Raw genomic sequence first — 14,833 nt, forward strand, 5'->3', positions numbered from 1 at the left:
TTGGCAGCGAAAACGGTTATAGCCAAATACGCGGTCGGCAAGGACGATTTTGAGATACTTGTCGACGCAGATATGGCATACGAATACATAACCGGCAAGAGAAAGGACCCTATGAGTGTTCTTGAAGCTGAGGAGATATTTAAGGACGCAAAAAAAGGCGAGAGGCAGTCGGAGGAAAAGGTGAAAAAGGCGTTCGGAACTTCTGATTTGGCTGCTGTAGTAGATATAATACTTAAGAAGGGAGATGTGCCAATAACTACCGAGCAGAGGGCGCGCATGACTGAAGAGAAAAGGAAACAGATAATAGACATAATAGCGCGCAATTCCATAGACCCAAGGACAAAAGCACCCACGCCTGCCCTGAGGGTTGAAAACGCCATGCGCGAAGCCAAGGTGTCTATAGACCCGTTCAAGAGCGCAAACGAGCAGGTTGAGGCCATAGTGAAGAAGATAAGCATGATACTGCCCATCAAGTTCACAAACATAACCATAGAGGTTATCATACCTGCTGATGCGGCGAACAGATGCTATGGAATACTAAAGCAGTTCGGCACCAGGTCCGAGGACTGGCTTGGCGACGGCTCGCTCAAGGCGGTTGTGGAATTCCCTGCAGGAATGCAGAATGAATTCTACGAAAGGATAAACAATGCGACGCAAGGAAGGGCGGTGACAAAGATTATAAGCTGATTTAATGAGACGTTTAGTAACCCCTGGCGAAAGCGTGCCCAGGGAGACAAGGAAAAACGATTATGTTTATTATGATAACGAAAGTCCGTATTCTACGATCCTCGGCTTTTATGACGATGACAAAAATGAGGTGATACCGCTTGAGGGCACCTGGAAGCCGAGAATAGGCGATAGCGTAATAGGGATAGTTTCAGGGATAAGCAAGACCGAATTGTACACTATTAATCTTACCGACTTTGTAAGAGGCATTATAGCTCCGACGCGCTTCGAAAGCCAGAGATTCGCCATGGGCGATGTAATCGAAGCTACTGTAGAAGATGTTGAAAGGAAGCGCATAGCTGTTTTGTCACGGCCCAGGAAGCTCGCAAACGGCAGGCTCGTATCTGTAAAACCAGTAAGGATCCCAAGGATAATAGGAAGGAACGATACGATGATTGAGCAGATATCCAGGTTCACCAACACGATGGTGCGTGTGGGTCGCAACGGCATCATATGGCTAAGCGGGGGCAACATAGGCGTAGCCATAGAGATGATCAAGCTTGTAGAAAAAGAGGCGCATACCCACGGGCTTACTGAAAGGATAAGGCGTGAATTGGAGAGCAGGAAATCCGCTGATGGGCATTTATAAAAAGTTTATTATATTATTGCACAAGAATAGAATATTGTTAATCGAATATCGCTAAGTCTGCCTCATTTGCAGGCGCTTGCTGATTAAATAAGGAATTAGGTTTTTGATGTAAGTGATTTTATGGCTTCTTCGTTGAACAAACCAGAGCTTATAGTGAACGGAAAAAGGCTTGACGGGAGGGACTTTGACGAGCTCCGCGAGCTGAGGATAGAGGCTAACGTGCTGAAGAATGCAGAGGGTTCGGCATACCTTGAATGGGGCAATAACCGTGTGCTCGCAGCAGTATACGGTCCAAAGGAGGCGATGCCCAAGCACATGGCCGACCCGACAAAAGCAATAATAAAATGCAGGTATTCCATGGCTCCGTTCTCGTCACTGGAAGAGCACAGCAGGAGCGGTCCGAACAGGAGGGCGATAGAGATATCGAAGGTTACGAAGGAGGTGTTCGAGAACGTTATAATGCTGAATGACTTCCCGGGAAGTGAAATAGACATATTTATAGAGATACTGCAGAGCGACGGTGGCACCAGGGCCGCAGGCATCACTGCCGCTTCGGTCGCATTGGCAAATGCTGGAATAAAGATGCGGGACCTTGTATATGCTGTCAGCGCAGGCAGGATAGGCGAGCACGTGGTGCTTGATGTCAACATGATAGAGGACAACTATTCAGATGCAGACATGCCAATGGCCATAGGTCCGAGAAACAACGACGTGCTGCTGCTGCAGATGGACGGCGGGCTGACAAAGGAGGAATTTAACAAGGCAGTTGCAATGATATTGAAAGCAGGGGAAAAGATTTCAAGCGTGCAGAGGGACGCGCTGAAGAAAATATACGTAGAGGAATGATTTTATGGGAGCATTAAGCCTTATAAAAAGCGAATACATCAAGGATATCCTAGACAAGGGCGAGCGCACTGACGGCAGGGGATTTTTCGATTTCAGGAATGTCAAGATAGTGCCAGGAATAATAGACCATGCAGAGGGCTCTGCCCAGGTGGACCTCGGCAATACGAGGGTGCTTGCAGGGTCTAAGATAGTTGTGGACGATGTGCATTCTGATACGCCCGACCAGGGCAATATAGTGGTTTCCGCAGAGCTGCTGCCGCTCGCGGCCGCAGAGTACGAAGCAGGGCCGCCGAGCCCCGAAGCCATAGAGCTGGCAAGGGTGGTTGACAGAGGCATACGCGCGGGCAATTGCATAAGCCTAGAAAAGCTTTTCATAGGCGAAGGCAAGGCCTGGACAGTCTATGTTGACGTTTACGTACTGAATTACGACGGCAACCTATTCGACGCGAGCAGCATTGCTGCGATGGCGGCCATAGCAAACTCCAGGCTGCCGTCATACAACGATGGCAATCCTGATTACAAAAACAGAAGCAATGGGATCGAGATAGAAAACGTTGTGACCTCTACAACCTTTGCAAAAATAGGCAAAAATATCGTGATAGACCCGAATGCTGAGGAAGAATCAGCAATGGATGCCAGGATAACGATAACGACCGATGGCAAGCTCGTCAGGGCAATGCAAAAGGGCCTGAGCGGAAGCTTCAGCATTGACGAAGTGAGCAAGCTTATAGATGTTTCTTTTGAAAAGCATAAGGAACTTAGGGGCATCATAGAAAAGACAAAGAGGTGATTTGCATGGCAAGCCCGAATATAAGATATGGAGCGCGCATCAGAAAAAGGCAGCGAGCCATAAAGAGCGAAAAGATAGCAAAGTACAAATGCGAACGGTGCGGCGCTATAGCTGTAAAGAGGATAAGCACTAGCATATGGGAGTGCAGGCACTGCAAGACTGTTTATGCAGGCGGGGCGTATACAATGACTACGGCAGCAGGAGAGGTCGCAAAGCGCCAGATAGATGCATTGGCCAAAAGCTAAGGTAATTTTATGGTAAAGATAAGCTACTCGCCAATAAGCGAGCTGGTTGTTCATGAAGTCGTAAAGGTAGGGCTGGACGACCTTATGAGGGAAAGGATCACCCCTGCAGGCACTATGCCGCTTTACTGGTGCAACGGCGTAATATTCAGCTTCTCCTCAGTTCCACTGAACGAAAAGGTCATGGACGACTACATGCAGGGAAGAATACACTGGATGGAAGTGCATTTCGCAGAAATGGATAAATATATGGAAGTGGTAGAATTAAACGATGAGCATTATAACGGAGCCATGAAAGTGAGGGTTATAGACACCAGCAGGTCCCCGTTGCACATAGAATTTGTAAAGTGGCTTAAGAAGAATGGCAAGCCTAGCGCTTCTAAAAATGCTTGAAAAAGGTGTGTATAAATGAGTTATGTTTGCGTAAACTGCGGAAAGGAAATAGATAAGCTTGAGAGTTTCATAAGATGCCCATACTGCGGAGGCAGGAGGCTCGTAAAGAAGAGGCCAAACGTGCCGCGCGAAATAAGCACAGACTGATCGCCTTCTAGCGCGTTGCAGGAGCAGGCTTTTCCAAAGAGCTTACTATTATGGTTTCTGAAACGTTTTTGACGCGCTCATAGTTTATGCTGTTTTTCTTAAGCATCTGCGCAGTGTTTTCGCTTTTTATCAGGTTGTCGATTTTTGTAGTAAGCAGGCTTGCAACCACGCCTTTCTCAAAATCCAATATTATGTCCTCTACGCCGCCAAGGCGCTTGCCGTCATTGCTTATTATCTGCTTTCCGTAAAGTTCTGATACCAATACCATTTACACGCACCGTCATCTTATGCTAGGGATATGCTTGGAAGCGTATATCCTTACTATATAGGCTTTAATCTCATTTATAAACTTTTGCTCGTCTTTTTCCATTTCGCTTAGCTCGTCGGCTTCAAAAAGCTCTTTTTTTGTCTTTGCAAGCCTGCTTAAATACTCGTCAGTCAGATAGTAGGATTTTTTGCCGCACGACCTGCATACGTATATTGGCATAACTGGTATCTTTGACGCGTCAGATACAAGCTCTGCATACCTCTGCAAGCCGTAAGAGTTGCATGACGGGCATGCACGCGCAAAGGCGATATCCTCATAGACGCTTTCCTTCGGCTCTATGCCATTTTCGCTGAGATACGCTTCGACTGCCTCTTTTATCCCATGCCCCCCTATATTTAGCAGGTGCTGATCCACTATTGCACCGTCTCCATTGAAAAATGTCTGCAGAAGCCTTGAGCCTGCTTTGGGCTCCCATAGCACTGTTACTGCGCTATCCCCGTCTCCGTAATGGAGCTTTATCTTGTGTTGCGGACTTTCAGATATCTCTCCTGAAACCATTCAATCTCCAGATTTCAGCCTGTATGACTCTATGTCGTCAGATATTACCCTTTTCCTGTTGTTGGACTTGGCATTTAGCACTGCGTGCTTTGCGACCTTTGACATCTTTTCCTCGAGCGCCTGTGCCATCTTTTCGGCGGCGGCATCGTCCATGTTCATGCCAAATTTTGTCTTAACGAACCGCTTCACCATGCTCTTTGATATTCGCAAGGAATCACTTCAGCACTCAAGATCAACATCATAGCAATTGCTCAGCGCGCTTGAATCATCATTTAGCTTTATTTGCGCATTAATATATAAAAATATACCTCAGCAACGCATATTTTTCCAATAAAAGAGTTTTATCTTTATACAAACTACATATAAAAACATTTTAATATATTAAACAATGAAATTAATAACTAGCTTATTAATGCTTGGTGAACATATGGAAGTAAAAGATGTAAATTCGGCTAATTTCGAAGAAGAAGTGCTAAAGTCCAAAAAGCCAGTTGTAGTTGATGTATGGGCTGAATGGTGCGGGCCGTGCAGGATATACTCCCCGATAGTAGAGGAGGCTGCAAAGGACTTTGGCGAAAAGGTGAAGTTCGTCAAGGTTGATGCAGATGCAAATGAGGATATAGCTGCAAAATACGGCATAATGAGCATACCGACAACCCTGCTTATAGTCAACGGCAAGCTCAAGGCGCAGAATGTCGGTGCAGTGCCTAAGGAGGTACTTAAGAAATGGATAGACCAGAACCTCTGAGCTATCCAGACTAGCGCTGCACATAACTTTTTTATTTTGTTGTATCTCTAATTCTGCTAGAGCCTGTACTTGCCCATTTAAGTGATTTTGTGGCTGACATACCATTCCCGAGAGGAGTAAGAGACTTTATGCCTAACGAGGCAATATTCAGGAATCGGTTAATAGAGCGCATAGAAGGCGTATACAGGGGCTTCGGCTTCCTGCCCATATACACGCCTGCCATCGAAGCGCTTGCAGTATTGAGGGCAAAAGACGTCATAGGCGAAGAGAACAAGCTTATATTTGAACTGAAGGACCAGGAGGGCGGCTTGCGCTACGACCACACGGTAGGGCTTGCGAGATACATAAGCATGCACAGCAGCATGCCGCTGCCGTTCAAGAGATATGCCATAGGGCCGGTGTGGAGGATGGACGAGCCACAGCGACTTCGCTATAGGGAATTCTCCCAGGCTGACGTTGACATACTTGGCGGCGACCCTTACAAGGCAAATGCAGAAATTATCGGGGCTGTTGGAAAGGCGATGGACGCTATCGGCCTCAACTACAGGATAAGGCTAAACAGCAGGCTTGCCGTAGACAGATTCCTTGAAGGCATTGGGATCAAGAAAGGCCTGGAAAAAGCGATTATGCGCGCAATAGACAAACGCGACAAGATAGGGCTCGAAGGCGTTGAGAAAGAGCTTGAGGAGGCTGGGCTTGCCAGGGCTGCAATTGAAAAGATTCTGGAATTCATAAGCTTCAAAGGCAGCAATAAGGAAAAGCTTGATTTCCTTGAGCACCATTCCGGTAGCAAGGAAGCCGTTGAGGAAATCGAGGAGACATTGAGGCTCGCGGAAGTGTACAAGATAAAGGGCGCCATATCAATAGACTTCTCTGTTGTAAGGGGAATCGACTATTATACAGGAATGGTGATGGAGACCGTAGACAGTAATAATCCTAATGACTTGACTTCGCTTTGCTCTGGGGGCAGATACGACAATCTTGTATCGACTTTTGGCAGTGCAAAACTGCCAGGCGTTGGTGCCTCAATAGGAGTAGACCGCGTTATGGATGCCTTAGGGTTTAGGGAAAGCAAGCAGAAAAGCTATGCAGAGGTTTTCGTGGCGTTTATAAAGGACAAGAATTACGGCTACGCCCTGAAAGTTGCAAACTACATGCGCGATAAAGGGATTGCTGTGGACTTGAACATAGCGGCAAGGAATATATCAAACCAGCTGTCATACGCATCGTCGCTGTCTATTCCGTATGCTGCAATAATAGGTGACGACGAGGAGCGCAATAATATTTTAAAGCTAAGGGACATGGGCACCGGGGCTGAAAAGAAGCTCACTATGGAAGATGCGTGCAAGGAGATAATTGGAGCAGTAGGCTAAGATAAGCCAGTGCGTTGTGGGCAATGCCCAAAAGCTAAGCTCTTTAATCTTTTAAGTCTAACTATTACCTGCAATCAAATCAGTTATAGGGATATTTATGGGAAAATCGGATCTTGACAAGGTCACTGACGAGAAAATCGCAAAAGGCGGGGTGCTTGTAAAGCTTTACTTTGACATGCAGCATAAGGACAAGGACAAGCTGCAGCCGCTGATGGCAGACCTGATAAATGAGAGACTGATGAAGGAAAAGGGAATCGTATACTGCTATGGAAGCATAGAGGAGCCAATAGAAAAGGATGGCCTTTTCATAACAAGCGCAATTATAACCGTGCTGTTTGACAGCTTCATGCCGCTTATAGGCGTTGCATTCAATTACGCTCCTGCAGGGCTTGAGATACTCAGGCCTGAGAAGGAAATGCGGTTCACCACAGCAGAATTGCAGAGCATGATACTGGAGCTTTCACAGATCTCAGTGACATACTCCAAGTACATATTGGAGCATGTGCTGAAACCAGATGAGGTAGAAGCCATAGGGAAGACGCTTGATGTGCGCTCTGAGATAGGCAAGAAATTCATTGGCAAGCAGCAGGATGACAAAGCCGCATGAGCGGCACAGCGTTATTGCATTGCGGCCTTTCGCCCTGCAATAGAGTAATGCGATTCCATTTCCCTGGCAAGGCGCAATAATGCATTGCTTGAATCGCTGCTCGACATGTCTGAAGACTGCACTATCTCGCGCATGGAGCTTATGACGCTGTCGTATTCCTTTAAGTTTATCTCGTATGGTATGCCGTCTTTTCCCCCGACATTGTATGCGTATAGTATCGGGTCCCTGTAGTATACCTCCTCTTCGTACAAAAGCGTTGATATAAGCGCAAGCGACCTGAGGGTTTTCCTTCCAATGCCCTTTATGCCAAGAAGCTCCTCATAGTTCTGCGGCTGGAGCCCGTTGGCATACTCTAGCAATGCCCTGCCGCGTTTTGTAAGGTCTATGCCTTGCAGGATCTCATGCCTTTTAGGAAGCTTGAATGTCAAGGGGCTGAAATTAAGCACCTTCCTTATGTCTGTGTTTACTGCCTCGACGCTTAGTTTTTTAACAGGCTCGTTTTTGTGAAATGTCAGGTCCAATGAATTTTTCTTGAAATCCGCCACTATGGCGTTGTTCGGCTCGTTTGTCATGTCGTCACTGCTTACGGAATCAAGGCTTGCCTGAAAGCGTATGGCATTCTGCGAAGCACCGTGCATGGCCTGCTGTATAACGCACCAGGCTCCGCCTTTGGAGAAGATGAATGCATGATGGTAAATGCTTACATCATCATATACGAGCGCGGCGTCAGTTTTTGCAAGCATTCTGCTGTAGTTGGAGTACTCGCCGATTTTTGATTGGGAGGAAAAATATTCTAGGCCCTCTGCTATCTGCGCGGGCGTAGATGTGCCCTGCTTGCCTTTGCCGCCTGCGATGAAAATGTTGGAGTTGTAGTTGAGCGCCTCTTTCAAAGCCCCGACAGTCACTGTTGTAGTGCCGCTGCTGTGCCAGTCATATCCGATTGCACATGCAAGCGCCTGGAACCAATAGGGATTGGAAAGTCTGTTTATCAGCTCTCGCTCGCCATACATGCTTATTATCGAATCGCTTATCAATTTTGCAAGCTTCACCATCCTTGGGAAAAGCCATTTCGGGGCTCTTCCATTGTGAAGCGGCAATATGCTTATGCTCTGCATTAGCGTATCATGTGCTGGTATTCAAAGTGATGTTAAGAAGAATGCCTGGCGTCTCGATAGGGGTATTGGAGAGATAAAAGTCCGATACTGCTATGAAATTCTGGTGCTTTAGGGTATCAGCAACTACCCTGACAGACACTGGCTGCCCAGGTATTGTAAGCAATGGTATGCTGGCGTTCCTGAATGTATACGGTGCCGTAGAGCCAAAGTTAGAGATATTGTAAGTGTTGTAATGCGCTATGGCATAAGGCACGCCGTTGTGAAGCACCTCCACATAGAGCCCAGCGTTGTCAGGGCTTATTATCTTGAAATTCAGGAATGGCTCATTGACATAGAACTGGCTTGATGTGAGGTTGCCTGGGGAAACGCTTATGCCGCAATTGTACGTCGTGGCTATGAAGTTGGCAGATGCGCCTGTCCATGGGCTTGTAAGATAGCAGCCTTCCTGGTCAGCCTTTGTTATATTGAGCGGTGCGCTGCCGAAGCCTGTGCCTGTCCTTGTCCATCCTGAGTATTCGCCTGTGCCGAAGTTGCCGTTATAAACTGTTGGATAGATGAAACCCGAAGGAACCGTAGTTGTGCTATTCAGCTTTAATATTGAATATTGGTTGGAGCATGTGCCTCCGGGAACGCCTGTAGAAAGGCTCACGTTGTACATGTTGCCTGCCACGAAAGTATAGTTCTCCAAGAAGGTTATGCAGCTGTAGCTGAAGTTGCTGTTTACGGCTATGGAATTTGCGCTTACGTCTTTTATGCGTACTTGGCCGCTCTTCTTAGAGCCGCTTGCGACCCATATGCCAAGAGTAGTATTGCTCGATACGTCGCAGTATTCCGAAACTATAGAATTGCTAGAGTCATTGAATATTGCAAGGTTAGAGCAGCTGCTGAAATATTCTATTGTAGACTTTGTGGTTGTTGTAGATGTGTTCTTTGAAACATTTCTTGGGCTTACTGTTGTAGTGGCGTGTACAGGCAGTATGCTCTTTGGCACGCGCAGACCGGTAGCCAAGTACCAAATAAGTATTATTACAACTATCAGTATGATATAGCCTATGATTGCTTTTTTCATGACATCAGGCCTTGCGCCACTACCAAGGTGCTTACATATAGCTTATGACAGAATATATTTAAAATATGATGACTAATAATAGGTATTGCTGTGTCTGATCGCAGCCATACAATTTTTAAGGTGAAATTTTGGGAAGCATACCTAGGAAATGGAAAAAGAAAGGAAGAATGCGCTGGAAATGGAAAAAGAAAAGAAGGAAACGCTTGAAAAGAGCCCAGAAAAGGCGTGTAGGAGAGCTCTGAGCAGGAGCATTAATGCAATGCAGGGGTTTCCCTGCATTTTACTTATTTTATTATTTTGCTATTCTGTCTAGCAGCGGGTATGTTTCGAATAGGTTTTCCTGCTCGAGCTGCTGATACAGCATGTATATTATTCCGACGGTAAGCAGTATCCCTATGCCTGTGCCTATCGCACCGGTAAGGTTGGCTACTGCCGCAAGAAGCCCGACAAAAATGCTGCCCATCACGGTTATTGTCGGTATGTATTTGTTAAGCACATTCTCCACGATTCTTGGGTCCCTTCTGAAGCCAGGTATCTGCCAGCCCATGCTGCCGAGCTGCTCTGCCATGTTTTTCGGGCTCTGACCTGTCATTTCGACCCAAAACTTGCCAAATACAACACATAAGGCTACGAAAACGAGTATGTATATGATCATGTGTATCCATTCCGGAACAAGTACGAAGCCACCCCATGGCATGAATAGCTGCGTGGTATGCGTTGCAAGATATGTGAAGTAGGTGGCATAATTGCCTATCCCGTAAGGCGCGGCGTACGGAAGCGGAAAGTCAGGCGATATCAGGTATAGCAGTCCGCCATTCAGGGTTACGGTGCCTCCGACATTCTGGTATAGGCCAATGAACTTTGCTATGTTCCCTATCGAGCCGCCGACGTTGTAGAGCAATGGCTTGAACCATACGCTTAGGCTTTCCTCCAAAGCCGTAGCAAGTATTACAGGCAGCACGCTGACATACAGGAAAGGTATTGGAAGCCTTCCTCCGACTCCCCTAAGCTGCTCGAAGCTCAAAGGCAGTTCGATCTTCATCCCGTACGCGTATATGCTTATCAGGAATATTATTATGGCAAAAAACAGCGGGCCGAATGCCATAATTGCATTTGAAAGCGCTGCGGCGCCGCCAGCTTGTATGGCGCTTATCGCTTCCGGTATCAGTATCTTTATAGTTCCCGCAACTATTGCGAATGAAACGCCTGATGCTATAAACATGTTTATTCCTGAGGTTATTCCGTATTTCGTCATAGTCTCGTCAAGGAATATTATGATTATTGCGCCTATTGCAAGCTGCAATATGACTATGCCTATCTGTGCGCTGCTTATCACAGGCACGTAGCCGCTTATGACGAATACTGCGGATTCTATTACGGCGATGCTTATTGCAGCGAGCTTCTGCAAGGCCTGGAAGCGCGACTTTTGGGCCATGTCGTTCATGTCCATTTTCAGGATGCCAGAGCCGCTAAGGAGCTGCAGTATTATGCTTGACAGCACTATCGGGCCTATTCCGACAGTTATAAGGCTGCCGATTTTTGCCGCGAATATTATGCTTATAAGCTGCAGCACCGGCTCTGATACCGCGCTTGGGTTTACGCCTATTGCATATGCATTGTACAGCAGGAAGTATATGGCTATTATGCCTCCTGTCCAGTACATCTTCTCCCTTAGGGAGAGCGGCCTCTTCGGGCCTTTTATAGATGGTATGTAAGGGGCGATCTTGTCCATGAATTCTAGGGCCATCAAGCATCAACTGTTTGCAATATTCACACTCGGTACAAATAAACTTTACAAGCCATACCTATTTATTGTTAGACTTTTAAACTTTTGCTTAAATTAAGGCTGAGCGAGTATGCCAGGCCTGATTCCGAAAGCTCGCGCCTTATGGCGCAATGCCCGCCAAGCAGGCCTTCTATGAATGATTTTACGCTGTTTATATAACTGCTTGTTGAATTCCATGCAGCAAACTCGATCTTTATGCTGCTGCCCTTGACGTATACGTTTTCCGAAGCCACGAACCTTTTTATCAGGTTAGCAAGCCATTTTGGGTTTTGGTAAGCCTGTGGGTCGTTGCTCAGCTTTTTGAAGAATTGCCTGCCGAGTTCTGCGACCTTTTTATATTCTTCCTGGCTCATGTGCTGGGGAATTATTATGCTGTTGTATAAGCTTGAAAACTTAAGGGCATCTGATGATGCATGCTGATTTGAGGCGCTTGCGAATCTTGCAGCAGCTGACTGCCAGCCATTATATGCATTTGGCTGCCTTCCACTAACGAACCTGCATGTTTCCCCGCCATTGTACACGCACTCTTCTTCGTGCATTGGCATGTACGCGCCTTTGGCCGCGCTGAAAAAGCCGGTCATTAGCCCTGCTTCAAAAATGTGCATCGGCATGCCGATGTAGAGCTGATGGCCGAAATCCATGTATATTTGCGGCCCGTTAGGCTCAAATGCATTATATTTTACGTTGTAGCCTGCCTTTTCCAAAAATTCAACAAGCTTTGGTATTGAATCTTCATACCATTTTGGCCTTTCATTGCCGAATATTGAAGCATAGACTATTTTACCAGCGGCCATGCCGTCCCGGTATGTCTCTTCAGGGCCTTCTGAAATGCTTGATATGATTTTTGTAAGTATTATGCTGTCTTCGCTTGTGGTATTGGCGCTTCCAGAAAGTATAATGCTTTTTATTATGGCGTCCTTTGGTGAAAAATAGTTTATTGCTTTTGGTATGGACTTTAGTATGCTTTGCTTGCTGGGATTTTTGCGGGTGCGCTTTGGCTGTACTTTGGATTTCATACGCTTTGGCGCTGCTTTATCTGTTTTGTGGCTTGTTTTTCGCGCTGCGGATTTGATCCTCTTCCTGCGCGATTTGCCAGCGCCTGCGCTTTTCACAACTGCACGCTCTGGTTTTGCGTGCCTTCTTTGACGCGGTGCGCTTTTCTTTTTCATCTTGGAAATCACTTTTTGCGTTTACTGCGTGTGCTTTTTGGCTTCATAAAGCACTGCCTGCGCACGTTTCCGGCATAATATATTATTAGCACGAAATTTATAAAAACTGCAAGCAGCAGTATCGGCGTCTCGTATGCCGCTATGAATGTATTTAACGATATCAGTTCGCTGCTGCTCAAGCCTATTACGGCAAGGTTAAAGATGAGCGAGAAGCTGCAGCCGCAGCTTACCGCTGCGCTGCCTGCGAATGCTGTTATGCTACCGAAAATAGGCGCAGGCACGCTCGCCCTTTTGATCCTTGAATTTGCAATGCCGTAAATAGCGATAGTTATGAGCATTGAAGACGTGACTGCAAGGGCATAAAAGGCATATTCGGATATGACTCCGTTAAAAAGCACGATATGGCTGTTCAATAGTATTATGTTTTGCATTATCACGTAGTACAATGCAAAAACCACTACATTAAGCGCAATGTACCTCGGTTTGTATATCCTGCGAAGCGTATCTGGTATGGAGGCAAGCGATATCATTGCAATCCCATTTCACTTTCTAGCTCCTTTATGCCAGGCAGCTGGCATACTGAAGGGGTATTGTTAAGCGTGGGGCATAGATATGCTATATAAACGTCTGCGGCTGCGTATTCGCCCCAGGCGAACTGGTCGTTAAAGTTCTTCAGTTGCGAAAGCACTTGGGCATGCGTCTCGTTGGTAAGCGGAAGCACTGCAGTTTCCGGAGTGGTGTTGCCGAATACTATCCCAGTTGCACCCTGAGCTATCACATTGCCCCAAAAAGTGAACGGCGTTCCTTCAAAATCGTTTGTAGAGTTCATAAACGACATCGCAGACCTGTAGGTCGCATTTGGGGCCTGGCTTACAAAATAGGATATGGGCTGTACCTCAAAACCGTCAACTATCGGCGATTCATAGTCTGCCGATATGAAGTTGATGTACTTGCTTTGGTAGTAGTTGCCAAATCCTACGCCTTCAGGGGTTGTGTAGTTGTCCATATTCCAATATATGGTAGGCACGTCATGATCACCAAAGCTGCTATAGCCTTCGTAAAGCTTTGAAAAATTGCCGAAGCGTGAAAGGGCAAGAGCCATGGCCCAGCGGCTTTCTCCACAGAATACGCATGAGATTGCGCCGATGTATATCACGCTTGGCTTTCCGTTCGCAACAAAGCTGTGATTTGCTAGGGTGGTTGGTGGGGAATAAAGTATCTGATCTGTCAGCGAGCCGTTGAGCATCTTCAGAGCTGCGGTATTGAAGTTGGAATTCGGAGCGTTATTTATTACGGAAAGCTCCTGCTGGCTAAGCGGTACGTCTATGTTTGTGAGCCTTGAGCCGAAATGCAGATTTGCAGGCTTGAAAGGGTTGGAAAGGGCAAGCGCAAGTATTATTACTACGAAAAACAGCACAACGGTGCTCGCCTTGTAATAATTTTTCTGCCTTGAAAGCTTTTCTATGGTCCTTTTATTGGCTGCATTCCCGCTCTTGGAAGTCATTGCTGCCTTACCTTTAGCTGACATTACGAAAACCATTATTAAGTATATTATATATTAAAAATAAGGATATATATGCTTTTGTTAGCTTTTTAGCCGGTCGATATAAAATGGCATTTGCACAACTCAGTGTGGACAATAAAAGCATACAGTATAAGCAGAAGCTAGAATTCATAGATGCACATTGTCATGAGGACATGCTTGACGATGAAGAACTTGAAAGAGCTTCGAGGCTTGGAGTTACTGCAATAATAGTGAATGGAGTAGATACGAAGTCGAATATTGCAATAGCGAGCATGCCAAGAGGTAAAATGGTTTTTGCTGCCCTGGGAATTCACCCGGATAATGCAGTAAAGGCAAGTGATGATGAAATAAATTATAATATGGAGCTCATACGCTCCAATAGCAAGGATATCGTAGCGATAGGCGAGATAGGGCTCGACTTTAAATCTGCAACGACAGATAGTGAAAGGGAGAGGCAAAAACAGGTGTTTAAGAAATTCGTGAGCCTTGCAATGGAGCTTGACAAGCCTGTCAGTGTCCATTCGCGCGAAGCGATTGATGAGACGCTAGACATACTCGGTTCAATAGGGATAAAGAAGGTGCACATACATTTCTTCGAGGGCAACGAATCCCAGGCACAGAGGGCTGCAGGCATGGGATTTATGATGTCAGTACCACCAATGCATTCTGCTAAGAGGCTTAAGGCAATAGCCAATGTGCCGATATCAAATATAATGGCAGAAACAGATTCCCCAACTGCAGGCATGCACATATATGACATAGACAAATCGGTCATGCTCATAGCAAAGGCAAAAGGCATTGAATTCGATGAATGCGCTGTTGCGCTTGCAAATAACACAAAAAGGTTCTTTAATATTGGCGTCCACAATCTTATTCGATAAA

General features: G+C 46.2%; 20 protein-coding genes. 11 read left to right on the forward strand and 9 right to left on the reverse strand.

Annotated features, from left to right (window positions below; genetic code table 11):
• The 7 genes from M1125_02855 to M1125_02885 all read left to right on the forward strand — a co-directional run bounded on the left by M1125_02855 (window position 1) and on the right by M1125_02885 (window position 3,733).
• A complete protein-coding gene (locus tag M1125_02855) occupies window positions 1-687 on the forward strand; it encodes a ribosome assembly factor SBDS (protein MCL5404751.1) in 687 nt (228 codons plus the stop codon).
• Between the two features lie 4 nt (window positions 688-691).
• A complete protein-coding gene (locus tag M1125_02860; protein MCL5404752.1) occupies window positions 692-1,315 on the forward strand; it encodes a hypothetical protein in 624 nt (207 codons plus the stop codon).
• 120 nt (window positions 1,316-1,435) lie between these two features.
• Entirely contained in the window at window positions 1,436-2,161 is a 726-nt protein-coding gene (rrp41, locus tag M1125_02865) for an exosome complex exonuclease Rrp41 (protein ID MCL5404753.1), read from the forward strand.
• A 4-nt stretch (window positions 2,162-2,165) separates the two neighbouring features.
• Window positions 2,166-2,951, forward strand: a complete 786-nt coding sequence (gene rrp42, locus M1125_02870; protein MCL5404754.1) for an exosome complex protein Rrp42 — start codon at window positions 2,166-2,168, stop codon at window positions 2,949-2,951.
• A gap of 5 nt (window positions 2,952-2,956) precedes the next feature.
• A complete protein-coding gene (gene rpl37ae / locus M1125_02875) occupies window positions 2,957-3,196 on the forward strand; it encodes a 50S ribosomal protein L37ae (GenBank protein MCL5404755.1) in 240 nt (79 codons plus the stop codon).
• Window positions 3,197-3,205: 9 nt separating this feature from the next.
• Complete coding sequence (locus M1125_02880) at window positions 3,206-3,586, forward strand: hypothetical protein (GenBank protein ID MCL5404756.1); 381 nt, start codon at window positions 3,206-3,208, stop codon at window positions 3,584-3,586.
• A gap of 15 nt (window positions 3,587-3,601) precedes the next feature.
• Complete coding sequence (locus tag M1125_02885; GenBank protein ID MCL5404757.1) at window positions 3,602-3,733, forward strand: DNA-directed RNA polymerase subunit P; 132 nt, start codon at window positions 3,602-3,604, stop codon at window positions 3,731-3,733.
• 7 nt (window positions 3,734-3,740) lie between these two features.
• On the opposite strand, the gene M1125_02890 is transcribed toward M1125_02885, so the two are convergent.
• The 3 genes from M1125_02890 to M1125_02900 are packed head-to-tail and all read right to left on the reverse strand — an operon-like array spanning window position 3,741 to window position 4,769.
• Entirely contained in the window at window positions 3,741-4,001 is a 261-nt protein-coding gene (locus M1125_02890) for a PRC-barrel domain-containing protein (protein MCL5404758.1), read from the reverse strand.
• A 12-nt stretch (window positions 4,002-4,013) separates the two neighbouring features.
• On the reverse strand, window positions 4,014-4,559 hold the full coding sequence (locus tag M1125_02895; protein ID MCL5404759.1) for a hypothetical protein: 546 nt from the start codon (window positions 4,557-4,559) through the stop codon (window positions 4,014-4,016).
• Window positions 4,560-4,769 carry a DUF1931 family protein gene (locus tag M1125_02900; protein MCL5404760.1) on the reverse strand — a complete coding sequence of 70 codons (210 nt, stop codon included), beginning with the start codon at window positions 4,767-4,769 and terminating at the stop codon, window positions 4,560-4,562. It abuts the gene before it with no gap.
• A gap of 217 nt (window positions 4,770-4,986) precedes the next feature.
• Here M1125_02900 and trxA point away from each other — a divergent pair, with 217 nt between their 5' ends.
• From trxA to M1125_02915, 3 genes are all read left to right on the forward strand, one after another.
• A complete protein-coding gene (trxA, locus tag M1125_02905; GenBank protein ID MCL5404761.1) occupies window positions 4,987-5,307 on the forward strand; it encodes a thioredoxin in 321 nt (106 codons plus the stop codon).
• Window positions 5,308-5,396: 89 nt separating this feature from the next.
• The gene (gene hisS, locus M1125_02910) at window positions 5,397-6,680 is read left to right on the forward strand and encodes a histidine--tRNA ligase (GenBank protein ID MCL5404762.1); all 1,284 of its coding nucleotides are present in this window, start codon (window positions 5,397-5,399) and stop codon (window positions 6,678-6,680) included.
• Window positions 6,681-6,777: 97 nt separating this feature from the next.
• A complete protein-coding gene (locus M1125_02915; GenBank protein MCL5404763.1) occupies window positions 6,778-7,287 on the forward strand; it encodes a hypothetical protein in 510 nt (169 codons plus the stop codon).
• Window positions 7,288-7,298: 11 nt separating this feature from the next.
• Here the strand turns inward: M1125_02915 and M1125_02920 are convergent, their stop codons facing one another.
• The 6 genes from M1125_02920 to M1125_02945 form a co-directional block, all read right to left on the reverse strand.
• Complete coding sequence (locus M1125_02920) at window positions 7,299-8,402, reverse strand: DUF763 domain-containing protein (protein ID MCL5404764.1); 1,104 nt, start codon at window positions 8,400-8,402, stop codon at window positions 7,299-7,301.
• Between the two features lie 7 nt (window positions 8,403-8,409).
• A complete protein-coding gene (locus tag M1125_02925; GenBank protein MCL5404765.1) occupies window positions 8,410-9,471 on the reverse strand; it encodes a hypothetical protein in 1,062 nt (353 codons plus the stop codon).
• 292 nt (window positions 9,472-9,763) lie between these two features.
• Complete coding sequence (gene secY / locus M1125_02930) at window positions 9,764-11,218, reverse strand: preprotein translocase subunit SecY (protein ID MCL5404766.1); 1,455 nt, start codon at window positions 11,216-11,218, stop codon at window positions 9,764-9,766.
• A 68-nt stretch (window positions 11,219-11,286) separates the two neighbouring features.
• Window positions 11,287-12,426 (reverse strand): hypothetical protein, encoded by a 1,140-nt coding sequence (locus M1125_02935; GenBank protein ID MCL5404767.1) that lies wholly within the window; start codon window positions 12,424-12,426, stop codon window positions 11,287-11,289.
• 8 nt (window positions 12,427-12,434) lie between these two features.
• Window positions 12,435-12,956: a hypothetical protein gene (locus M1125_02940; protein MCL5404768.1), complete on the reverse strand. Its 522-nt coding sequence runs from the start codon at window positions 12,954-12,956 to the stop codon at window positions 12,435-12,437.
• Entirely contained in the window at window positions 12,953-13,954 is a 1,002-nt protein-coding gene (locus tag M1125_02945; GenBank protein MCL5404769.1) for a DUF929 domain-containing protein, read from the reverse strand. Before M1125_02945 ends, M1125_02940 begins: the two co-directional genes overlap by 4 nt.
• Before the next feature lie 83 nt (window positions 13,955-14,037).
• Here M1125_02945 and M1125_02950 point away from each other — a divergent pair, with 83 nt between their 5' ends.
• Entirely contained in the window at window positions 14,038-14,832 is a 795-nt protein-coding gene (locus tag M1125_02950) for a TatD family hydrolase (GenBank protein MCL5404770.1), read from the forward strand.
• The last annotated feature ends 1 nt before the right edge of the window (window position 14,833 follow it).

This window comes from Candidatus Marsarchaeota archaeon (assembly GCA_023485295.1).
Classification (GTDB): Archaea; Micrarchaeota; Micrarchaeia; order Micrarchaeales; family Micrarchaeaceae; genus Micrarchaeum_A.